The 21,013-nt window shown below is 67.5% G+C and carries 20 protein-coding genes; 3 read left to right on the forward strand and 17 right to left on the reverse strand.

Translation table 11 applies throughout. The features are described from left to right. Positions 1-8 precede the first annotated feature (8 nt). Together IU514_RS09765 and IU514_RS09770 are read right to left on the reverse strand one after the other, a co-directional pair. A complete protein-coding gene (locus IU514_RS09765; RefSeq protein WP_194930930.1) occupies positions 9-1,016 on the reverse strand; it encodes an NAD-dependent epimerase in 1,008 nt (335 codons plus the stop codon). An 18-nt stretch (positions 1,017-1,034) separates the two neighbouring features. Then, complete coding sequence (locus IU514_RS09770) at positions 1,035-2,324, reverse strand: nucleotide sugar dehydrogenase (protein ID WP_324187810.1); 1,290 nt, start codon at positions 2,322-2,324, stop codon at positions 1,035-1,037. Positions 2,325-2,511: 187 nt separating this feature from the next. Between IU514_RS09770 and galE the strand changes: the two genes are divergently transcribed. Beyond that, positions 2,512-3,588 (forward strand): UDP-glucose 4-epimerase GalE, encoded by a 1,077-nt coding sequence (galE, locus tag IU514_RS09775; RefSeq protein ID WP_194930931.1) that lies wholly within the window; start codon positions 2,512-2,514, stop codon positions 3,586-3,588. Between the two features lie 145 nt (positions 3,589-3,733). Here galE and IU514_RS09780 read toward each other — a convergent pair whose 3' ends face one another. Both IU514_RS09780 and IU514_RS09785 read right to left on the reverse strand, forming a co-directional pair. After that, positions 3,734-4,258, reverse strand: coding sequence for a hypothetical protein (locus tag IU514_RS09780; RefSeq protein ID WP_194930932.1), 525 nt, complete (start codon positions 4,256-4,258; stop codon positions 3,734-3,736). 86 nt (positions 4,259-4,344) lie between these two features. After that, positions 4,345-4,971, reverse strand: coding sequence for a cysteine hydrolase family protein (locus IU514_RS09785; RefSeq protein WP_194930933.1), 627 nt, complete (start codon positions 4,969-4,971; stop codon positions 4,345-4,347). A gap of 319 nt (positions 4,972-5,290) precedes the next feature. On the opposite strand from IU514_RS09785, the gene IU514_RS09790 reads away from it, so the two are divergent. After that, entirely contained in the window at positions 5,291-5,740 is a 450-nt protein-coding gene (locus IU514_RS09790) for a helix-turn-helix domain-containing protein (RefSeq protein WP_194930934.1), read from the forward strand. A gap of 20 nt (positions 5,741-5,760) precedes the next feature. Here the strand turns inward: IU514_RS09790 and IU514_RS09795 are convergent, their stop codons facing one another. From IU514_RS09795 to IU514_RS09855, 13 genes are all read right to left on the reverse strand, one after another. Beyond that, positions 5,761-6,495, reverse strand: a complete 735-nt coding sequence (locus tag IU514_RS09795; RefSeq protein WP_194930935.1) for a response regulator — start codon at positions 6,493-6,495, stop codon at positions 5,761-5,763. Beyond that, complete coding sequence (locus IU514_RS09800; RefSeq protein ID WP_194930936.1) at positions 6,492-9,179, reverse strand: sensor histidine kinase; 2,688 nt, start codon at positions 9,177-9,179, stop codon at positions 6,492-6,494. The genes IU514_RS09795 and IU514_RS09800 overlap by 4 nt, the downstream gene beginning before the upstream one ends. A gap of 153 nt (positions 9,180-9,332) precedes the next feature. Further along, positions 9,333-9,965, reverse strand: coding sequence for a potassium-transporting ATPase subunit KdpC (gene kdpC / locus IU514_RS09805; protein WP_194930937.1), 633 nt, complete (start codon positions 9,963-9,965; stop codon positions 9,333-9,335). A gap of 1 nt (position 9,966) precedes the next feature. Continuing rightward, entirely contained in the window at positions 9,967-12,033 is a 2,067-nt protein-coding gene (gene kdpB / locus IU514_RS09810) for a potassium-transporting ATPase subunit KdpB (protein ID WP_194930938.1), read from the reverse strand. A gap of 10 nt (positions 12,034-12,043) precedes the next feature. Further along, positions 12,044-13,885: a potassium-transporting ATPase subunit KdpA gene (gene kdpA, locus IU514_RS09815; RefSeq protein ID WP_194930939.1), complete on the reverse strand. Its 1,842-nt coding sequence runs from the start codon at positions 13,883-13,885 to the stop codon at positions 12,044-12,046. Between the two features lie 10 nt (positions 13,886-13,895). Further along, entirely contained in the window at positions 13,896-13,988 is a 93-nt protein-coding gene (locus tag IU514_RS09820; protein ID WP_194930940.1) for a potassium-transporting ATPase subunit F, read from the reverse strand. 10 nt (positions 13,989-13,998) lie between these two features. Further along, on the reverse strand, positions 13,999-14,724 hold the full coding sequence (locus tag IU514_RS09825; RefSeq protein WP_194930941.1) for a TorF family putative porin: 726 nt from the start codon (positions 14,722-14,724) through the stop codon (positions 13,999-14,001). Positions 14,725-14,846: 122 nt separating this feature from the next. Beyond that, positions 14,847-15,689: an alpha/beta hydrolase family protein gene (locus IU514_RS09830; protein WP_228760627.1), complete on the reverse strand. Its 843-nt coding sequence runs from the start codon at positions 15,687-15,689 to the stop codon at positions 14,847-14,849. Then, positions 15,682-16,500: a bifunctional hydroxymethylpyrimidine kinase/phosphomethylpyrimidine kinase gene (thiD, locus tag IU514_RS09835; RefSeq protein ID WP_194930942.1), complete on the reverse strand. Its 819-nt coding sequence runs from the start codon at positions 16,498-16,500 to the stop codon at positions 15,682-15,684. The genes IU514_RS09830 and thiD overlap by 8 nt, the downstream gene beginning before the upstream one ends. Further along, positions 16,497-17,177, reverse strand: a complete 681-nt coding sequence (locus IU514_RS09840; protein ID WP_194930943.1) for a YoaK family protein — start codon at positions 17,175-17,177, stop codon at positions 16,497-16,499. Before IU514_RS09840 ends, thiD begins: the two co-directional genes overlap by 4 nt. Before the next feature lie 104 nt (positions 17,178-17,281). Further along, positions 17,282-18,679, reverse strand: coding sequence for a PhoH family protein (locus IU514_RS09845; RefSeq protein WP_194930944.1), 1,398 nt, complete (start codon positions 18,677-18,679; stop codon positions 17,282-17,284). Positions 18,680-18,776: 97 nt separating this feature from the next. Continuing rightward, a complete protein-coding gene (locus IU514_RS09850) occupies positions 18,777-19,259 on the reverse strand; it encodes a peroxiredoxin (protein WP_194930945.1) in 483 nt (160 codons plus the stop codon). A gap of 83 nt (positions 19,260-19,342) precedes the next feature. Beyond that, positions 19,343-19,903, reverse strand: a complete 561-nt coding sequence (locus tag IU514_RS09855; protein ID WP_194930946.1) for a glycine cleavage system transcriptional repressor — start codon at positions 19,901-19,903, stop codon at positions 19,343-19,345. Between the two features lie 200 nt (positions 19,904-20,103). On the opposite strand from IU514_RS09855, the gene dapA reads away from it, so the two are divergent. After that, positions 20,104-21,009, forward strand: coding sequence for a 4-hydroxy-tetrahydrodipicolinate synthase (gene dapA, locus IU514_RS09860; RefSeq protein WP_194930947.1), 906 nt, complete (start codon positions 20,104-20,106; stop codon positions 21,007-21,009). The last annotated feature ends 4 nt before the right edge of the window (positions 21,010-21,013 follow it).

The following is a 21,013-nucleotide window of genomic DNA, read 5'->3' on the forward strand; positions in this document are numbered from 1 at the left end:
ATCTTCGTTCAGGTGCCGTAAAAACTGCGGTACCACTCGACGAACTTACGTACTCCTACCTCTACCGGCGTGGACGGCGCGTATCCGGTGTCGCGCTGGAGGGCCTCGACGTCGGCGTAAGTGTCCGGAACATCGCCCGGCTGAAGAGGCAGCATCCGCATCTCGGCTTTACGGCCCAGGCATTCCTCCAGGACCTCGATGTAGCGCAGCAGTTCGACCGGGCGGTGGCTGCCGATGTTGTAGACGCGGTAGGGCGCTGACGAACTGGCCGGGTTCGGCACCAGCGGATCGAAGGTGGGATCCGGGCCGGGCACACGGTCGAGGGTGCGGATAACGCCTTCGACGATGTCGTCGATGTAGGTGAAGTCGCGGGTGTGGCGGCCGTGGTTGAAGACGTCCAGCGGCTCGCCGGCGAGGATGCGCCGCGTGAACAGGAACAGCGCCATGTCGGGGCGCCCCCAGGGGCCGTAGACGGTGAAGAAGCGCAGGCCGGTGGTTGGCAGGTCGAACAGATGGCTGTAGGTATGCGCCATCAGTTCGTTGGCCTTCTTGGTGGCGGCGTACATGCTCACCGGATGGTCGACGCTGTCGGCCACGTCGAACGGCAGCTTGCGGTTGGCGCCGTAGACCGAGCTGGAGGACGCGTACACCAGGTGCTCGACGTCGCCGTGGCGGCAGGCTTCGAGGATGTTCATGAATCCGACGATGTTGCTGTCGATATAGGCGTGCGGGTTCTCCAGCGAGTAGCGCACGCCGGCCTGGGCGGCGAGGTTGACCACGCGTTGCGGTCTGAAGTCGGTGAACGCCGTCTTCACGGCCTCGCGATCCTCCAGTGACGCCCGCGTGAAACGAAAACCGGCCTGCGGGAGCAGCCGCGCCAGCCGCGCTTCCTTCAGCCGCGGATCGTAGTAGGCGTTGACGTCGTCGTAGCCCAGGACTTCGTCGCCGCGCTCCAGCAGCCGCTCGCTGAGGCGCGAACCGATGAAGCCCGCGGCTCCGGTGACCAGTACCCGCATGTCGGGCTCCTCGTTCCTTTACAGGCAGCCGTCGACGCTGGCGCGCGGAAACGCGCCCTTGACGTCGAACAGCACCGCGTCGGGCGTGCCGTAGGCGCGGATGCCGTCGATGCCGAGTTCGACGAACTCGCGATGGGCGACGGCCAGGATGACGGCGTCGTACTTGCCGGGGTCGGGGTCTGACACCAGGTCGATGCCGTATTCGGCATGCGCGTGTTCCGCGCTGACCCACGGGTCGTACACGTCGACCAGCGCGTGGAATCCGCGCAGTTCGTTGATGATGTCGACGACCTTGGTATTGCGAAGGTCCGGGCAGTTCTCCTTGAACGCCAGGCCCAGAACCAGCACCCGCTTCGGGGCCGCCTTGCCGTTGCGCTTGGACATCAGGCGCACCAGCCGGCGCGCGACGTAGCCGCCCATGCCGTCGTTGATGCGGCGGCCGGCAAGGATCATGTCGGGGTGGTGGCCGATCTGCTGGGCCTTGTGGGTCAGGTAGTAGGGATCCACGCCAATGCAGTGGCCGCCGACCAGGCCGGGCCGGAAAGGCAGGAAATTCCACTTGGTACCGGCGGCCTGCAGGACTTCGTGCGTGTCCATGTCGAGGCGGTGGAAGATCATCGCCAGTTCGTTGATCAGCGCGATGTTGACGTCGCGCTGGATGTTCTCGATGACCTTGGCGGCCTCGGCGACGCGGATGCTGGAGGTCTTGTGGGTGCCCGCGGTGACGATGCGGCGGTACAACGCATCGACGAACTCCGCGGCCTCGGGCGTGGAGCCGGAAGTGACCTTGCGGATCGTCTCCAGGCGGTGCTCCTGGTCTCCGGGGTTGATCCGTTCGGGGCTGTAGCCCGCGTAGAAATCCTGGTTGAAGCGCAGCCCGGACTCGCGCTCGATGATCGGCACGCACACCTCTTCGGTGGCGCCCGGATAGACGGTCGATTCGTAGACCACGACGCCGCCCGGCGCGATCGCGCGGCCCACCGTGCGGCTTGCAGATTCCAGTGGACGCAGATCCGGACGCTTGAACTCGTCGATGGGCGTCGGCACGGTCACGATGAACACGTTGCAAGCCGCCAGCGGTTCAGCCTGGCTGGAGTACGTCAGCTTCGTCGCCGAGCGGAGTTCCTCGGTGGAGACTTCGAGCGTGTGGTCGTGCTGGCGTTCCAGTTCGGCGACGCGTTCAGCATTGATGTCGAACCCCAGCGTCGGGAACTGGCGGCCGAACGCCACGGCCAGTGGCAGGCCGACATAGCCCAGGCCGACTACCGCAATACGGATCCGGTCCATGGAAGGCAGCGGGGCGGTCATCGCGTCACGTTCTCCGGTCTGGCGGCAGTCTTCGGGAGATGAGCACGCGACGCGTGCCCGAAGGCGGACAGATGGCTCGTGCCGGTTCGATGTCCCCTGTATCGGGACAGAACGTGAAAGTTGCCGGTTACCGGCAAGCACGGGTTTCTGCGTTGTGTTGATGGAGACCGAAAAGGAGGCGAGCCCGATGCGAATTCTGGTGACCGGCGGTGCGGGCTACATCGGCTGCCACACCTGCGTGGTGCTGGCCGAGCGCGGTCATCAGATCGTCATCGCGGACAATTTCGTCAACAGCTCGCCACTGGTGCTGCAGCGGCTTGGCCGCCTGACCCAGAAGGTGATCGCATCGCATCGTGTCGACCTGCGCGACCACGAGGCGCTGAACACGTTGTTCTCCACCTACCGCTTCGACGCCGTGGTGCATTTCGCCGCGCTCAAGGCGGTCGGCGAATCCTGCGAGCGTCCGCTCGACTACTACGAGAACAACGTCTGCGGCAGCATCGCCCTGCTGCAGGCGATGGTCCGGGCCAAGGTGCGGCGAATCGTGTTCAGTTCCTCGGCGACGGTCTACGGGGATCCGCAGCAGGTGCCGCTGGACGAAGCCGCGGCGGTACAGCCGTGCAACCCCTATGGCCGCACCAAGGCGATGATCGAGCAGCTGATCGGCGACCTCTGCGCGTCCGACCCGATGTTCACCGCGGCCTGCCTGCGTTACTTCAATCCGGTCGGCGCACATCCGTCGGGCCTGATCGGCGAGGATCCGTCCGGGATTCCCAACAACCTGATGCCCTACATCTGCCAGGTGGCGGTCGGGCGTCGCGAGCAGCTGCGCATCTTCGGCAACGACTACCCGACGGCGGATGGCACCGGCGTGCGCGATTACCTGCATGTGCTGGACCTGGCGCGCGCGCATGCCGATGCGCTGGAGTACCTCGCCGATACCGGCCGCAACCTCACGGTGAACCTCGGCACCGGCCAGGGCATCAGCGTGCTGCAGCTGCTGCGCGCCTTCGAACAGGCCTGCGGTCGCGAGATTCCATACGAGATCGTCGAGCGGCGTCCCGGTGACGTGGCAACGATCTATGCCGACCCCACGCTGGCGGCGTCGACGCTGGGCTGGCGCACCGAGCTGGACCTGGACGCGATGTGCCGCGACGCCTGGAACTGGCAGATGAGCAACCCGGACGGGTATCGCGCACTGGAGCGCGTGCGGCGGATTCCCGCCCTGCGCACGCGGCGCCGGGGCAACATCGCCCAGGCCTGAGGGGGCGCCGCGCAGAAGTACGGTTGCGGCGATGAGCAACGCGCCGCAGCGCGTGAAGAGGGTGAACTACGGCAGGGAAGGTCTGGAATAGCCGTTGTCATCCCCGCGTCCGACTGGACTCCCTCCGGTCGCAGGAAGAACAGGCCTAGCGCACGGCTGGCCGCACCGGACCGGCGCTGCCGGCGCGGCGGCGGGCCAGGATGATGCGGCGAACCTGCAGCACCGCCCCCATCAGGAACACGAGGAAGGCTATCGCCACGCCCGTCTGGACCACCGGCGCTTCCGGCCCGGAGGCCCACGGCTGCCCCACCGGCACCCGCGTGGCGGTTTCGGTGATGGCCGGAATCATGTGGAAGAACAGTGTCAACGAGTATCCGACCACCGACACATACGCCGATGCGCGTCCGAACCAGTTCCAGTGCTCGGCGCACCAGGCGATGGCCAGCACCATCAGCGTCAGGATGCCGAGCGCGTGCGGCTTGCCGAATCCGCCGTGGCGGAAGATGAAAAAGCCCGTCAGGCAGGTCAGCACCGTCATGACCAGGTAGACGCGGCCGGAGAACGTTCGCGAGCCGATTTCCCCGTAACGCACGAGGGCTGCCACGCCAGCGGCGACCGCGACCAGGCTGATCACGGTATGGACCATGCCGAACGGTGTGATGCCTAACATGACGCCCTCCCCAGGGCTTCTCCGGGTGATTCGCCCCGGTGGACCGAAACAACGTGGTTCCGTGCCCGCGGCGGCCACGCCCCGGATCAGGCGTTCACGCCCTGTAGCGCTTCCAGCAACTGATCGGTCGTGAATATCGCATGGGCGAAGGACGGGGCATTGATCTCGTGCGCGGCATGCATCGCTTCCGGGCTGAACGCCGCGGTGGCGTCGCGCACCAGCGTGACGTGGTAGCCCAGTTCGGTGGCGAAGCGGCCGGTGGACTCGATGCAGGTATTGGCGATCAGGCCGACCAGGATCACGTGGCTGATCCGCTTCTGTTTCAGCAGGAAATCGAGGTCCGTGTTGGCGAAGCCGCTGCCGCCCCAGTGCTCCTTGACGATCGTGTCGCCCGGTTGCGGCGCGAACTCGGGGAACCATTCGCCGCCCCAGCTGCCCTTGGCGAAGACCTGGCCTTTCGCGGTACCGAGCTGGTACGGCGTCGGGTGGTCCCATCCGGCGAAGTCGTCCGGTTCGGAGCGGTGGTGCGGAACGATGAACACGGGGAGCCCAGCGGCGCGCACCGCCGCCACGATCCGCTTGAGGTTGCCGTGCAGCCCCACGGATTCCGCGACGGCGGCGACCCGCGGCCACAGCTTGCCGCCGTCGGCCAGGAAATCGTTGTACGGGTCCACGAACAGCAGGGCGGTATGGCCGGCGGGGTAGGTGGGCATGGGAGGCGTCCGGCGGAGGCAGGAATGAACGCGCATGTTCGACCCGCGTGAAGAGGCCGTCTTGTATGCCAGTGCGGGCGCTTCACGCTCTTTTTCGCACCCGCCCTTCCTACTTGGGCCCGTTAGTGCGTTCGATCCAGACAGGCGGCACCGATCGCCTGCACGAAACCAACCCGCATTCAGCCGCAACGGACCGCGCGTCGGGCGGTGCTGCCGCATTGGAGTGGCATCACCCGTTCGAGGCATGGGGCTTCACGCATCCAATGGAGAGGATGCCTGTCTGTCCGCGCCACGGCCATGCATCGACGAGGAGGCTCCGATGGACACGTTCGACGTTTCCTGGAACACGCCGGTAGACGCGCGCGAATGCGCGGCGGTTGCCGTGCCGCAGGAAGCGCCGGACGATGTCCGTGTCCACTCGCGCTGGAAGCAGGGCTTGCCGCAAGGCACCGTGCTACGCATCCACGACTACATGGCCACGCACATTGGAGAAAGCATCAGCCTGGAGTCGCTGGCGCGCGTGGCCTGCATGAGCCGGTTCCATTTCGCCAGGCGTTTCCGCCAGAGCACCGGATGCAGTCCGATGGCGTTCCTGTTGCGCATGCGCATCGAACGCGCTCGCGGCCTGCTTGCCGATGGCGATACGCGCATCGCCGACATCGCCGCGGAGCTCGGATTCTTCGACCAGAGCCATTTCACCCGCACGTTCCGCCGCACGACCGGCATGAGTCCGCGGGCCTATGCGCGTGCGCAGGTGACGCTCTCCTGACGGCCGCCGTCCTCGCCGAGTCAGTCGTGCTGGATGAAACGCAGGCCGACGCCTGGCTCGGTGGCGATCCAGCGCGGGGCGGCGGCATCGTCGCCCAGCTTGTGGCGCAGTTTGCCGACGAGGATGCGCAGGTAGTGCGTATCGTGCTGGTGGGTCGGTCCCCACAGTTCGCGCAGCAGTTGCGGCTGGGTAACGACGCGGCCCGCATGCTGCAGCAACAGCGCCAGCAGTGCGTATTCCTTTCTTCCCAGCGCGACGACCGCTCCGTCAAGGCGCACTTCGCGGCGCGCCAGGTCGATGTGCAGGCGGCCGTCGTCGTACACCGGCAGGGCTTCGCCTGATGTGGCGTGCGCGCGCAGCAGTACGCGGATGCGGGCCATCAGTTCCTGCACGCCGAACGGCTTGGTCACGTAGTCGTTGGCGCCTTCGTCGAGGCCGGCGACCTTTTCCCCTTCGTGCGCCCGTACCGTCAGCAGGATGACCGGCACTTGCGACCACTGGCGCAGTTCGCGCAGCACGTCGTGGCCGTCGCGGTCGGGCAGACCGAGGTCGAGCACCACCAGGTCGGCGCCGTGGGTCGCCAACGCCTCCAGTCCGCCGCTACCGGTGTCGCGCGTCTCCACCGCATAGCCCTGCGCACGCAGGCTGATGTCGAGGAACTTGCGGATCTGCGGCTCGTCGTCGATCACCAGGATGCGCGCGGGCGGCGTGGCGGACGCCGGACCGCTTGGCGGGGGCGCGTGGTCGTCGGTCATCGTTGCACGGCAGGCGGGGAAGGCTCGATGCGGGGCAGGGTAATGCGGATCGTGGTGCCGCGGCGACCCTCCCCCTCGACGATGCGCCCCGGCAGCGCTTCGACGCTGCCGCCGTGCGCACCGATCATGCCCTGGCAGATCGCCAGCCCCAGGCCCGTGCCCTGGCGCCCGCGGTCGCCGCGTTCCACGCTGTAGAACATGTCGAAGATACGCTTGCGCTCATCCTCGGGGATGCCCGGGCCGCGGTCGCCGACTTCGATGCGCAGTTGACCGTCCACGTCGCGCGCGTCGACGTGGATGGACTCGCCCCGCGGCGAGAACTTCGCGGCGTTCTCCAGCACGTTGAACAGAGCCTGCTCGACCAGTGCCGGGTGTACCCAGATCGCGCGCAGGTCCGGTTCGACCGTGACGTCGAAACGCGCGCCCGGTTCGTAACGCTGCAAGCGGGTGACTGCCGAACCGATCAGTTCGTCCACGCCGATCCAGTCGCGATTGAGGGTGAGGCCGCCATGTCCCAGGCGCGTCATGTCGAGCAGGTTCTGGATGTAACGGTCCAGGCGCTCGCCCTCGACGCGGATGGTGTCGAGCAGGTCGTGGCGGTCGTGCGCGCTCATCGCGTCGGCGTAGCTGTCGAGGCTGCTGGCGGCGCCGATGATCGCCGCCAGCGGTGAGCGCAGGTCGTGCGAGACCGACGACAGCAATGCCGAGCGCAGGCGCTCGGTCTCGTTGCCGACGCGCGCGTCTTCCAGATCGGCGACCAGGCGCGTGCGGACGACGGCCTGCGCTATGTCCTCGGCCATCGCTTCAGCGAGGCGGCGCTGCTCCAGGCCAAGCCGGTGCATGCCGGCGGGAAAGCGCAGGCCGATGACGCCCCCTTCGCCGCCTTCGATGGCCAGCGGCAGGAACCACCATTCCGAACCGGCGAGCGTGTCGGTGTAGTGCCCGGCCGGTTGGCGGTGGCGCTGCGCCCAGTCCGCCGCTGCACGATCCATGTCGCTCAGCGGTGGCGTGCCGTCGCTGAGCCGGATCGGCCCGCTACCGAGGCGGATCATCACGTCGGTGCCCAGCGAACGGCGCAGCGCATCGCGTCCGGCCTGCACCACCTGGCCCAGGTCGGCCGCGGTGGCGAGCTGGCGGCTCAGCGTCTGCATTGCGTTGGCCTGCGCGTTGGCGGCGCGCAGGGCCAGCACCTGCATGCGCAGCTTCGACGCCAGCCGTCCCGCAACCAGCGCGGCGACCAGGAACAGCAGCACCGTGGTGACGCCCTGCCGCGCACTGATCATCAGCGTGAAGCGCGGCTCGATGAAGAAGAAGTTGTAGGCGAGGAAGCACAGGACCGCGGCGATGACCGCGGCGGTCATGCGCGTGCGCGCGGCCACCAGCACCACCGCGACGATGAACACCAGCGACAGGTCGTCCAGGCCGATCCAGCGCTCGGCGATCCAGGCCAGCGCGGTGGCCAGTGTGGCTGAGGTCACCGCCAGCAGCGCGTCGCTACGCCCGAGGTGTTCGCCGAATCCGCGCGAAGAGCGCCGCGCCTTGGCGCGCGCCTCCGGCGTGCTGACGATGGTGAGTTCATAGTGCGCGCCGCGCTGGATCAGCTGCTGCGTCAGCGTGCGGTTGAACATCCGCGCAACAGGACGCTCGCGCGTTCGGCCCAGGACAATCGTGCTGGCGCCGATACGCGAGGCATGGTCGAGCAGCGCGTCGACGATGCTGTTGCCATGCAGGACCGCGGTGTCGCCGCCCAGTCGCCGGGCCAGCGCGAAGGCCCGGTCGAGCTCGAGCTGTTGCGCTTCGTCCGGTACGCGGGCGATCTGCACGTTGACCACGGTCCAGGGCGCGTCGCGGCGTTCCGCCAGTCGGCGCGCGACACGCACCAGGTACTCCGACTGCCCCAGCCCGTCGATGGCGAGCAGCACCGTACGCCGCAGCGGCACGCCGGGAAGCCCGCGCGCGGTCTGCGCTTCGCGCAGGTCGCTGTCGACGCGGTCGGTCGCGGTCTGCATCGCCAGCTCGCGCAGCGCGGTGAGGTTGCTCGGCGAGAAGAACGCCTGCAGCGCGTGTGCGGCCTGTTCCGGAACATAGACCTTGCCTTGCTGCAGGCGTTCGATCAGCTCGCGCGGCGGCAGGTCGACCAGGACGATGTCGCGGAGCCGGTCGAACACGGCATCGGGCACGGTTTCGGAAACGCGCACGCCGGTGATCCGGTGCACGACGTCGTTGAGGCTTTCAAGGTGCTGGATGTTGATCGTGGTATGGACGTCGATGCCGGCATCGAGCAGTTCGATCACGTCCTGCCAGCGCCGCTCGTGGCGGCTGCCGGGTACGTTGCGGTGCGCCAGTTCGTCCACCAGCGCGAGCTTGGGTTTGCGGGCGAGCAGGGCGTCGAGGTCGAGTTCCTCCATCACCCGTCCACGTCCGTCCTGCCCGACGTAGTCGATGCGCTTGCGCGGCAGCACCTCCAGGCCGTCGAGCAGCGCCTCGGTTTCGGCGCGGCCGTGGGTTTCGACCAGGCCAACGACGACATCCAGGCCTCGGCGCTGCAGTTCGCGCGCGCGCGCGAGCATGGTGTAGGTCTTGCCGACCCCGGGCGCGGCGCCGAGGAAGATGGTCAGGCGACCGGCTCCCTGGCGTTGCAGCTCGCCGATGAGGGCGTCTGCCTGTGCATTGCGTTCGATCATGGGGCGCTACTCGCCATGCACTCTGGGTTGGAGGGTCGCGGAGCCAGCTTATAGGACATGGGCCGTGCGCTCGTGGCATGCATCGTCTCGGAAACGCGACGAGGCCCGGGGCCGCGTTCGCCGCCCCGGTCCTGTCCTGGCACGTGGCCGTCGTCAGCGCGTCGCCTGTGCACCGTCCAGCGCCAGGTTGAGTTCGAGCACGTTGACGCGCGGCTGGCCCAGCACGCCGAACTGCGGCGCTTCGGTATGTTCGGCGATCAGCCGCTCGACCGACGCGACGTCCAGGTCACGTGCCCTGGCGACGCGCGCGGCCTGCACCTGCGCGCCGAGTGGCGACAGGTGCGGATCGAGGCCACTGCCGGACTGCGTGACCAGTTCGCCCGGCACCTGCGCTGGTGCGATGCCTTCGCGCGTGGCAACCGCCTGCGTCAGCTCGTCGATGCGCTTGCGCAGGTCCGGATTGCTGCGCGCCATGTTGCTGCCGGCGGCGGCCATCGGGTCGTAGTTGGCGGCCGACGGACGCGGCTGGAAATAGCGCGCATCTCCGAAGGGCTGCGGCACCAGCTCGGAGCCGCGCGCCTTGCCGTCGACGGTCACGATGCTGCCTGTGGCCTGGTGCGGGAACAGCACGCGCCCCAGCCCGGCACCCGCCAGCGAGTACAGGAAGCCGAAGCCCAGCAGGATCACACCGGCGAACACGAGGCTCGCACGAACGGTGGTGCCGTCCTCGAGCACATCCGCGCGAGCGGCGGGAGGAGCGATGGAGGTGGAAGTCAGCGAAGTCATGTCAGAACCCCAGTGCCACGAGGGCGAGATCGATCAGCTTGATGCCGGCGAACGGCAGCAGCACGCCGCCCACGCCGTAGACGAGCATGTTCCGGCGCAGCAGCGCGACCGAGCTGGCGGGCTTGAAGCGCACGCCTTTCAATGCGAGTGGAATCAGTGCCGGGATGATGATTGCGTTGAACACCAGCGCCGCCAGTACTGCGTTGGTCGGGCTCGACAGGTGCATCACGTTCAGCGCGGCCATCTGCGGGATCGCGGCCGCGAACAGTGCCGGCAGGATCGCGAAGTACTTCGACACATCGTTGGCCAGCGAGAACGTGGTCAGCGCGCCGCGCGTGATCAGCTGCTGCTTGCCGACCTCGACCACGGCCAGCAGCTTGGCCGGATCGCTGTCGAGATCGACCATGTTGCCTGCCTCCTTGGCCGCTTGCGTGCCGGAGTTCATCGCCAGGCCGACGTCGGCCTGCGCCAGCGCCGGCGCGTCGTTGGTGCCGTCGCCGACCATCGCGATCAGGCGGCCGCCGGCCTGCTCGGCGCGGATGCGCGCCAGCTTGTCCTCGGGCCTGGCCTCGGCGATGTAGTCGTCGACGCCCGCTTCGGCGGCGATGGCGGCAGCCGTGAGCGGGTTGTCGCCGGTGATCATCACCGTGCGGATGCCCATCGCACGCAGCCGCGCGAAGCGCTCCTTGACGCCGTGCTTGACCACGTCCGACAGCTCGACCACACCGAGTACATGCCGGCCTTCGGACACCACCAGCGGCGTGGCGCCGCCACGGGCGACCTGTTCGATGCGCGCGGACAGTTCCGGCGCGACCTGACCGCCCAGGGATTGCACGTGGCGTGAGATCGCATCGCCCGCGCCCTTGCGGATCACGCGGTTGCCGCCTTCGGCCGGCAGGTCCAACCCGGACATGCGGGTCTGCGCGGTGAACTGCATGTAGTTCGCCACTTCCGGTTCCGGCACGGTGCTCTTCATCTCGCGGGCCAGCCGCACGATCGACTTGCCTTCCGGCGTCGGGTCGGCGAGCGAAGAGAGCAGCGCCGCGTCGCGAAGCTGGCTCATGTCGATGCCGGCGAGCGGATGGAAGGCGGTGGCCTGACGGTCGCCGTAGGTGATCGTGCCGGTCTTGTCGAGCAGCAGCACGTCGACGTCGCCGGCCACTTCCACTGCCTTGCCGGACTTGGCCAGCACGTTGGCGGCGAGCGCACGGTTCATGCCGGCGATGCCGATGGCCGGCAGCAGGCCACCGATCGTGGTCGGAATCAGGCATACCAGCAGCGCGATCAGCAGAAGCGGGTCGAGCTTCGCACCGACGAAGCCAGCCAGCGCGGGCAGGGTGGCCACGACGATCAGGAACGTCAGCGTCATCGCCGCCAGCAGCATGGTGAGGGCGATCTCGTTGGGCGTCTTCTGGCGATTGGCGCCTTCGACCAGCGCGATCATCCGATCTAGGAAGCTATGGCCCGGCTCGGCGCTTACGCGGATGATGATCTCGTCGGACAGCACCTTGGTGCCGCCGATGACGCCGGAACGATCGGTGCCGGCCTCGCGCAGCACCGGCGCGGATTCGCCGGTAACAGCGGCTTCGTTGATCGTGGCGACGCCTTCGACGATCTCGCCATCGGCCGGGATCAGTCCGCCCGCCGAGACGATCACGTGGTCGTCCGGACGCAGCGTGGCGGCGGCGACGCGTGTTTCGCCGCCGATGCGGGTCTTGCCGTTGAGGCGGCGTGCGACCAGGTCACGGCGTGCCGCCCGCAGCGATGCCGCCTGGCCGCGACCACGCGCCTCGGCGATGGCTTCGGCGAAGTTGGCGAACAGCACGGTCACGAACAGGATCACCGTCACCGCGATGCCGAAAGCGAAGTTGCCCGGCACGGCGAACGTGATCAGCGCGGAGAGCAGCGTGCCGATCAGCACGACGAAGATGACCGGGCTCCTGGCCGCCTGTCGCGGCGACAGCTTGCGGAACGAGTCGATCAGCGTCGTGCGCAACACGGCGGCGTCGAGGCCGGCCACCGCCTGGCGGCGGGCCGTGCCGAGATGGGTTTGAGTGGTATCAGTCACGTTCTTTACCTCACGGTGCCGCCGCGGCGGCACTGTAGACAGTCAGGTGTTCGGCAATGGGGCCCATGACCAGCGCCGGCGTGAACTGCAGGACCGTCAGGACCACGATCACGGCGATCAGCGTCAGGGCGAAGGTCGGTGTTTCCACGTGCAACGTGCCGCTGCTCTCGGGGGCCACGCGCTTGCGTGCCAGCAGGCCGGCCACGGCCAGGGGCACGATGAGCGCGGGGTAGCGGCCGAGGGCGAGCACCACCGCACAGCTCAGGTTCCACCACGTCGTCGCATCGCCCAGCCCCTCGAAGCCCGAACCGTTGTTGGCGAATGCCGAGGTGTACTCGTAGAACACCTGGCTGATGCCGTGGAAGCCGGGGTTGGAGTTGCCGGTGATCGACGGAATGGCGAGCGTGACCGCGCTGAAGCCGAGCACGACCAGCGGCTGCAGCAGGATCAACAACGCCAGCAACCGGACTTCGGGGGCTTCGATCTTGCGGCCGAAGAGCTCAGGCGTGCGTCCGGTCATCAGGCCGGCGAGGAACACGCCGAGCAGCAGATAGACCAGGAATTGTTGCAGGCCGCAGCCGATGCCGCCCCAGATCGAGTTGATCAGCATGTTCACCATCGCCATGCCGCCGCTGAGCGGCGCCAGCGAGTCGTGCATCGCGTTGACCGAGCCGTTGTTGACCTGGGTGGTGATCGACGACCACAGCGCCGAGCTGTCCGCGCCGAGCCGCACCTCCTTGCCTTCCATCAATGCGATGTCGTGGTTCGTCGAAGAGAACACTTCGGACCACATCGACAGGCCCGTCGTGGTCACCGACATCAGCAACATCGTGCCGAACACCATCGCGGTCAGTCTGCGGCGTCCGACCAGCGGGCCGACCATGAACGTGATGGCGATAGGGATCAGGACGATCGCCAGCATCTCCAGCAGGTTCGACAGCGGCGTCGGGTTTTCCAGCGCCACCGCGCTGTTGGGGCCGTACCAGCCACCGCCGTTGGAGCCGAGTTGCTTGGCGGCGACCATCGGCGCAACCGGACCGACCGGGATCTTCTGCTCCTTCATCTCGACGGTCGCGTCGATCGGTGCAATCGCCGGACCGCCCTGCAATGTCGAAGGCACGCCCTGCCAGGTCAGAAGCACCGACCACAGCAGGCACAGCGGCAACATGAAGCGCAGCGTGGCGCGCGTGACATCGACCCAGTAGTTGCCGAGGTCGCGATCGGCGCCATCGGCAGCTAGACGTGCATCCGTGGGAGTTGCTTGATCCTGCGGCCATCCATGGCGCGACGATGCTGGCTTCGGAACGGCCGGCCCGGCCATCCCTGGCCGGGCGCTCACACCCGCGACCGACGAGTCGTCGGTCGAGCTTGCGGGTGTTCGCCCACCAAACAACCCGCGCAGCGTCGCCACCACGATCGCCAGGCCCATGACCGGCGTGACGATCTGCAGGCCCACGATGCCGACCATCTGCGACAGGTAGCTCAGCTGCGCCTGGCCGGAGTAGTGCTGCTGGTTGGTGTTGGTCAGGAACGACACCATCGTGTGCAGCGCGGTGTCCCAGCGCATGTTCGGGATGCTGTCGGGGTTCAACGGCAGCCACGCCTGGGTCATGAACTGCACCCAGACCACCAGCCCGACCACGAGGTTGCTCAGCGCGAAGGCCTTGGCATAGCCGCGCCAGGTCATTCCGCGACCCGGGTCGGTGCCGATGGCCTTGTAGATGACGCGTTCCACCGGCCCGAACACGCGGTCGAGCCTGGAGCGGTCGCCGCGCATCACGCGGGCGAGGTAATGTCCGAGCGGCCAGCCCAGGGCTATTGCCAGGACGAAGACAAGAAGGGTCTCGATCATCGTGCGTTACTCAGAAGTCTTCGGGTCGAAGAACGACGTACAGCAGGTATGCGGCGGATACGACCACCGCGACGCTGCATATCAGGGCAAGCCAGCCGGGCATGTCTGTCTCCTCAGAAGGACGCCTGCACGGCCGCTTCGATGCGGTCGCCGGCGAAGTCGTCGCCAAAGATGTCTTCGGCGTTGGAATCGGTCGCGTGCGCGGTCAGGCGCAACTCCAGTGGTGCCTTGACCGCCCACACCGCGCTCACCTGGCCGTGCAGATAGCTGTCGTCGTAGATCTCGTCGAGCCAGTAGTAGCCGACGGCGGCTTCGATGCGGAACGCGTCGTTGATCGGAAACCTGGCACCGACCTGCGAGTAGATGCCGTCTTCATCGCTGCCCAGCGCCTCGGGCGAATAGCCCAGCGACAGCCAGTAGTTGTTCCGGTAGGTCAGCGTGCCGTTGAGTTCGGTCCAGTTGAGGTCGACCGTGGTCGAGGGGTACTGGTAGCGAAGCACGTTGACGTCGAGCGCGAAGTCGTCGCTGATGTTGCCGGCCCAGCCGATCGTGAAGTCGAGTTCGCTGCTGGCATGCGTGTCGGGAGCGAACTCGACGTTCGAGCCCCAGACAGAGCCGTAGAAGCCGGAATCGCCGGCCAGCTTGAAACCGGCCTGCACGGCCGGGTCGCCCTGGGTCTGCGTGGTGCCGCGCCAGACGTAATCGGAGGTCAGCGCGGCATTGCCTGACACGGTCGCGGCGCTGGCCGAACTGGCAGCCAGCATCAGGGCGGCGCCAGCGCAGGCGGAGAACACGAGGGGAACCGTCGCTTCGCGCGAACGGAAAAGTTGCAGGGTCATTAACGGTCTTCCAGATGACATGAGAGGCCCGATCGGCCACGCCGTCATTCTTGGAAAAGCACCCGTAAACCCTCTATGCCGGGCGAGGGCAGCTCCGTAAATTCACCGTAAAACCTGCGCGGTCAGCCGAGCAGGCGATCGACCACCGCGCCGGGCTGCTTCATCCACGCGTAATGGTCTGCGCGCGCGCCGAGGCGCGATTCGTGGAAGACCTCCACGTGCCGCGGCGCATGGCGCATCTTCGAAAGCAGGAAGCGCAGCGAACTCTCCGGCCCCAGCCAGTCGCGGTCGAATGCGATGGCGCGCGTGTCGGCCACCAGTGCGCCCATCGCCGCTTCCAGGTCGATGTCGAGACCCTCGGCGGCATAGCGCCCGCTGAGGCCGCTGCGGGCCCAGTCCTGGATCAGGCCGCGCGCTTCGCGTCCGCCGAAGCCGATACGCCGGCCCGGGAGCGCGCCTTCCAGTCGGGCCAGCCACGGCAGGAACCGGTACGCCAGCGGCAACCAGAACTTTGTCGGCGACGGAAACACGCGCCAGTACGGCGAGCCGCTGGCGACCAGCCAAAGCTGTTGCGCGGTGTTGGGTGACAGGGCGAGCCGGCAGCACGCCAGCTGCCCGCCGAGGCTGTGCCCGCCGATGATGCGCGGCGCGCCTGGGACCTGCTTCTCGATCAGTGTCTCGCTGGCCGGCAGGTCATGCGTCAGCAGTTCGCGGTAGCCCCAGGTGTGGCGGCGATCCGCCCGCAGGCTGCTGGAGCCGTGGCCGCGCCATTCGTGGATGAACACCGCGACGCCACGCGCCGCCAGCGCTTCGGCGAAGGGCAGGTAGTGCCTGGCCGCGATGCCGAGCGCCGGCAGCCACAGCAGGCTGGCCCTGGCCGCTGGCGGAATGCGTGCCAGCACGTGCCAGTGGTGGCCGTCATCGGCGGCCACTTCCAGTTCGAGTGATTGCATCGCGTCAGGCATGCGGAGCCGCACCGAAATGATCGAGCACGACGATGTCGCTGCGCCCGGGGCGATAACCGCCTCGTAACGCGGCATGCACATAGTCGGTGGCCGCCACGCAGCTGCTCTCAAGGGAACGGCCGAGGCACAGGTTGGCGGCCACGGCCGACGCCAGCGTGCAGCCGGTGCCGTGGGCTTCCAGTTGCAGGCGCGGATGCGCGATGGCCTTGATCCGCTCGTCGTCGGCGAACAGGTCGACGACGTCACCCGACCCGGGCAGGTGCCCTCCCTTCAGCAGCACCGCGCGCGCGCCCAGGCGTTGCAGCGCTGCAACGGCGCCGTGCATCGATGCGGCGTCGGGTATCTGTTGCTGCAGCAGCAGCTCCGCCTCCGGCAGGTTCGGCGTGACCAGCGTCGCCAGCGGGATCAGGCGCGTGCGCATGGCGTCCAGCGCGGCCGGTTCCAGCAACCGTGCGCCGGACGTCGCCACCATCACCGGGTCGAGCACGACGTGCACCGGCTGGTACCGCTCCAGTGCGTCGGCGACCGTGGCGATGACCTCGGCGTTGGCGAGCATGCCGAGCTTGACCGCGCCGATGTCGAAGTCGTCGAAGCAGGCATCGATCTGTGCACGCAGGAAGCCGACATCGGGCACGTCGACGGCGGTGACTCCACGCGTGTGCTGGGCGGTCAGCGCGGCGATCGCGCTCAGCCCGTGCACGCGATGCGCGGCGAACGTCTTGAGGTCGGCCTGGATGCCCGCGCCGCCGCCGGAATCGGAGCCGGCAATGGTGAGGGCGGAGATGGGGGCGAGCGTGGCGCGTTCGTTCATGGCGACAGTGTGCCCGCCGGACCCCGCCACAGGCGATAGCCGAAATAGGCGACGCCGGTGGTGCCTGTCAGCACCGCGGGCACGTAGAGCGTGCGATAGGAGAGATGAGGAAACAGCCAGGCGCCGATCACACCACCAAGCAGGAAGCCGGAGATGATCAGCAGGCACAGCGACAGCCGGCGCCGGTCCACGGCCATGCCGCGCAAGGCATGACCGAGGAACACACCGAGGTCGGTGAACATGCCGGTGAGATGCGACGTGCGCACCAGCGCGCCGCTGTAGGTCGCGGTCATGGCGTTCTGCAGGCCGCATGCCATCGCGGCCAGCGCCGCGCCGGCGATCTGCTGGTGCTCGAACAACGGCACGGCGCTGGCGAGCAGCACGGCTTCGATTGTCAGTGCGACTCCGTAACGGCGGCCAAGCCGGAGTGTGCTGTCCTGGATGATCACGCCGCTCAGGGCGGCGCCGCCAACGAACGCGGCGATCAGCAGCAGCAGGTGCAGCGCCGGGCGCATCTGGCCCTGCGCGATGCTCGCGCCGAGCAGGCTGGTGGTGCCGGTGAGGTGGGTGACCGCCTGGTGCTCGAAGCCGAGGAAGCCGACGACGTTGACCATGCCCGCCACCACCGCCAGGCTGGCGGCGCCAATCCAGACCCAGGACGGCAATCGCGAGATCACGGTTTCCCCCAATGCTGAAACGGCCGCGGTCGCGGCCGTCGTGAATGCATTGTCGCGCAGCCACCGCCCGGAGCGAAGTCCGGGCGGGGCGTGTGCGCGGGGAGTTACAGCACTTCCGACGCCTGATCGGCGAGGCGCGAGCGTTCGCCGCGACGCAGCGTGATGTGGGCGCTGTGTTCCCAGCCCTTGAATCGATCGACGGCGTAGGTTAGGCCCGAGGTCGTTTCGGTCAGGTAGGGCGTATCGATCTGCTCGACGTTGCCCAGGCAGACGATCTTCGTGCCCGGGCCGGCGCGCGTGATCAGCGTCTTCATCTGCTTGGGCGTGAGGTTCTGCGCCTCGTCGAGGATCAGCCAGCGGCTCAGGAACGTGCGGCCGCGCATGAAGTTGAGCGAGCGGATCTTGATGCGGCTGGCGAGCAGGTCATTGGTCGCTGCGCGGCCCCAGCTGCCGCCGTCCGGGTTGTGCGTCAGCACCTCCAGGTTGTCGGTCAGCGCGCCCATCCAAGGAGTCATCTTTTCTTCCTCGGTGCCCGGCAGGAAGCCGATGTCCTCACCGACGCTGACCGTGGCGCGGGTCATGATGATCTCGCGATAGCGCTGCTGGTCCATCGTCTGCGCGAGACCCGCGGCGAGCGCGAGCAGCGTTTTGCCGCTGCCGGCGGTGCCGAGTAGGGTGACGAAGTCGATCTCCGGGTCCATCAGCGCGTTGAGCGCGAAGTTCTGCTCGCGGTTGCGCGCGGTGATGCCCCACACCGCGTGCTGGTTGTGGCGGTAGTCGTCGACGATCTGCAGCGTGGCGCGGCTGTCGGTGAGACGGGTGACCTTCAGTTCCGATTCGTCGTCGCCGGGCAGGTAGAGGAACTGGTTGGGATACCAGTCGTCGTCTTCGTGGCGCGCGATCTCGTAGAAGGTGCGGCCCTTCTCGGTCCACGACTTCAGGTCCTTGCCGTGGCGCTGCCAGAAGTCCTCCGGCAGCGCGGTGGCGCCGGTGTAGAGCAGGCTGAAGTCGTCGAGGGCGCGGTCGTTCTCGTAGTCCTCGGACACGATCCCGGCGATCGACGCCTTGATGCGCAGGTTGATGTCCTTGGAGATGAACACCACCGGCACGCCCGGCTCGGTTTCCTTCAGCGACAGGATCGAGCCGAGGATGTGGTTGTCCGGGATCACGGCGCCGAAGCGCTTGCCGGAATCGAAGTCGCGTGTCTGGAAGCGCAGCTTGCCGATGCTCTGCGCGCCGCGCAGCTGCAGGCCCTGCGGGCGACTGAGCGTGATGCCCTCGTGGATCGTGGCGGTGCCATCGGCCTCGATCAGTTCGTTGAGGAAGCGGCTGACCTGGCGGGCGTTGCGACTGGCTTCGGAGTTGCCTTTCTTGGCGTTGTCGAGTTCCTCGATCACCTGCATGGGCAGGTAGACATCGTGCTCCTCGAATTTGAACAGTGCGGTCGGGTCGTGCATCAGGACGTTGGTATCCAGCACGTAGATCCGCTTGCTTCTTGTCATCGAACGCTCCGATGCGGGTTGAACGGGTGGGTCGGGCAGGGCAGCGCCGCCGTGGCCCGCGGGGCGGGACGGCGAAGCGGGTTGAAAGCGGGGGTCGTCACTGGGCTGTGGCAGCCTTGAGAGCGTCGAGAACGGCTTGGGCATGGCCGGTCACTTTCACCGGCCGCCATGACTGGGCGATGACGCCCTCGGGGTTGATCAGGAACGTGCTGCGCTCGATGCCCAGCACCTTGCGCCCGTACATGTTCTTTTCCTTGATCACGCCGAACGCCTGGCACAGGGCTTCGTCGGCATCGCTGACCAGGTCGAACGTGAAACCCTGCTTGGCGCAGAAGTTCTGGTGGGACTTGATGGAGTCGCGGGATACGCCCAGCACGGTCGCGCCGAGTTTCTTGAACTTCGGCAGCAGCGCGTTGAAATCCAGGCCTTCGGTGGTGCAGCCCGGAGTGCTGTCCTTGGGGTAGAAGTACAGGATCAGCCACTGTCCGGCGTGATCCTTCAGTTGCGCGGTTTCGCCGCTGGACAGCGCCAGGGGCAGGCTGGAGACGTTCTTGGGAATTCGGTCGCCGGTGTCGAGCATGGTCTGCTTCGCGCTACTTGGCTCCGAGTGTGACTGGAATCCGCGATTCGTCAAGAGACCCGTCAAGTGATCCGTCGAGCGGATCAGAACTTCATCGGATCCATGATCGCGTCGAGGTTGAGGTGGTCGCAGAACTCGAGGAAGTCGTCGCGCAGCGCCGCGATGTGCATGCTCGACGGCACGCCGATGGTGACCTGCGCCGAGAACATGTCGGCGCCGGTCTGCATGGCGCGGTAGCGCGAGCAGTGCAGGCTCTCGATGGTGATCCCCTGGCGGTCGAAGAAGTCGGCCAGCTGGAACAGGATCCCAGGCTTGTCGGCGGCGACGACCTCGACCACGTAGGGCAGCAGGTTCGACTGAACCTGCTTGGCGCCGGTGCGGTACCACACCAGTTTCAGGCCTTCCTCGCGCTCCAGGCGCGTCAACATGGCTTCGAGCTTGGCGACCGAGTCCCACGAGCCGACCGCCAGCGCGGTGACCGAGACGTCGCGGCCGACCGTGCTCAGCCGGGCATCGACGAGATTGCAGCCCGAATCGGCGATCCGGCGCGTCACCGACAATAGCGGCGACTCCGGATGCGTCGTGTAGGCGTTGATCAGGAGGTGGTTTTCGTTCGGCGACGGCCGGGCGGCGGAATCGGTCAAGGCGGCGCCTGCTTGGGGAGCGTCTTGCTCACATACTGAATGGCGGCCCGTTAAGGGCTGCAGTTGTCCGGCAGCATACTTGCCCGCGCTTTCGGGCCGCAAGTAACATCCCCGGCGTCGTCCCGATGCACGAGCGGATGCCAGGCGCGCGCCGCTGTGGCCCCCGCGACATCGAGCGGGACTCCACGGAAACCCACACCTTGCAACTCTTCGGCAGCATCACCGCGCTGGCGACGCCGTTCAACGCGGCCGGCGACATCGATTTCGACGCCTGGAACTCGCTGCTCGCGCAGCAGTTCGAAGGTGGCACCCAGGCGATCGTCGTGGCCGGTTCCACCGGCGAGGCGGCCGCACTTTCCGATGCCGAATACGATGCACTGCTGCGCAGCGCGGTCGAGTTCGTCGCCGGACGCATTCCGGTCATCGCCGGTACCGGCCTGTCCAATACCGCCAAGACCATCGAGCTGACCCGCCGCGCCGCGGCGCTCGGTGCCAATGCCGCGCTGGTGGTGACGCCGCCTTACGTTCGGCCGACCCAGCCCGGGCTGGTCGCGCACTACCGCGCCGTTGCCGTCGATGGCGCGCTGCCGGTCGTGCTCTACAACGTGCCCGGCCGCACCGGTTGCGACCTGCTGCCGGAAACGGTTGCCGAACTGGCTCCGCATCCCCGCATCGTCGCCATCAAGGAGGCGCGCAGCGAGCCCGAGCGCATGCAGGCCCTGCTGGCGCTCAAGGGCGAAGGCTTCGCGATCCTCAGTGGCGACGACCCGACCGCCTGCCGCGCGATGCTCGCCGGTGCCGACGGCGTGATCTCCGTGGCCTCCAACGTGCTGCCGCGTTCGTTCCGCCGCCTGGCCGACCTGGCCCGCTCGGGGCGGCAGGCCGAAGCCGACGCCTGGGATGCCCGCATGCGCGCGTCCTACGACTTCCTCGGTGTCGAGCCCAATCCCATTCCCGTCAAGGCGCTGCTCGCCCGCCAGGGCATCGGCCATGGTCTGCGCCTGCCGCTGCTGTCGCTGTCGGACGCCCATGCCGAAACCGCGGCGGCGATCGATGCCGACGTCCGCGCCCTCGAAATCGTCTGCCGCGATACGCTCGCGGCCTGAACCT

The sequence above is a fragment of the Lysobacter niastensis genome (genome assembly GCF_015453285.1).
GTDB lineage: Bacteria > Pseudomonadota > Gammaproteobacteria > Xanthomonadales > Xanthomonadaceae > Lysobacter_J > Lysobacter_J niastensis.

What these genes read in the sequence shown, in the direction of transcription:
- galE (WP_194930931.1), top strand. Translation starts at nt 2,512, where the DNA reads ATGCGAATTCTGGTGACCGGCGGTGCGGGCTACATCGGCTGCCACACC.
- IU514_RS09790 (WP_194930934.1), top strand. Translation starts at nt 5,291, where the DNA reads ATGGACACGTTCGACGTTTCCTGGAACACGCCGGTAGACGCGCGCGAA.
- kdpC (WP_194930937.1), bottom strand. Translation starts at nt 9,965, where the DNA reads ATGACTTCGCTGACTTCCACCTCCATCGCTCCTCCCGCCGCTCGCGCG.
- IU514_RS09770 (WP_324187810.1), bottom strand. Translation starts at nt 2,324, where the DNA reads ATGACCGCCCCGCTGCCTTCCATGGACCGGATCCGTATTGCGGTAGTC.
- IU514_RS09785 (WP_194930933.1), bottom strand. Translation starts at nt 4,971, where the DNA reads ATGCCCACCTACCCCGCCGGCCATACCGCCCTGCTGTTCGTGGACCCG.
- kdpA (WP_194930939.1), bottom strand. Translation starts at nt 13,885, where the DNA reads ATGATCGAGACCCTTCTTGTCTTCGTCCTGGCAATAGCCCTGGGCTGG.
- IU514_RS09850 (WP_194930945.1), bottom strand. Translation starts at nt 19,259, where the DNA reads ATGCTCGACACCGGCGACCGAATTCCCAAGAACGTCTCCAGCCTGCCC.
- IU514_RS09845 (WP_194930944.1), bottom strand. Translation starts at nt 18,679, where the DNA reads ATGACAAGAAGCAAGCGGATCTACGTGCTGGATACCAACGTCCTGATG.
- IU514_RS09795 (WP_194930935.1), bottom strand. Translation starts at nt 6,495, where the DNA reads ATGACCGACGACCACGCGCCCCCGCCAAGCGGTCCGGCGTCCGCCACG.
- IU514_RS09825 (WP_194930941.1), bottom strand. Translation starts at nt 14,724, where the DNA reads ATGACCCTGCAACTTTTCCGTTCGCGCGAAGCGACGGTTCCCCTCGTG.
- IU514_RS09765 (WP_194930930.1), bottom strand. Translation starts at nt 1,016, where the DNA reads ATGCGGGTACTGGTCACCGGAGCCGCGGGCTTCATCGGTTCGCGCCTC.
- IU514_RS09820 (WP_194930940.1), bottom strand. Translation starts at nt 13,988, where the DNA reads ATGCCCGGCTGGCTTGCCCTGATATGCAGCGTCGCGGTGGTCGTATCC.
- thiD (WP_194930942.1), bottom strand. Translation starts at nt 16,500, where the DNA reads ATGAACGAACGCGCCACGCTCGCCCCCATCTCCGCCCTCACCATTGCC.
- IU514_RS09800 (WP_194930936.1), bottom strand. Translation starts at nt 9,179, where the DNA reads ATGATCGAACGCAATGCACAGGCAGACGCCCTCATCGGCGAGCTGCAA.
- IU514_RS09780 (WP_194930932.1), bottom strand. Translation starts at nt 4,258, where the DNA reads ATGTTAGGCATCACACCGTTCGGCATGGTCCATACCGTGATCAGCCTG.
- IU514_RS09830 (WP_228760627.1), bottom strand. Translation starts at nt 15,689, where the DNA reads ATGCCTGACGCGATGCAATCACTCGAACTGGAAGTGGCCGCCGATGAC.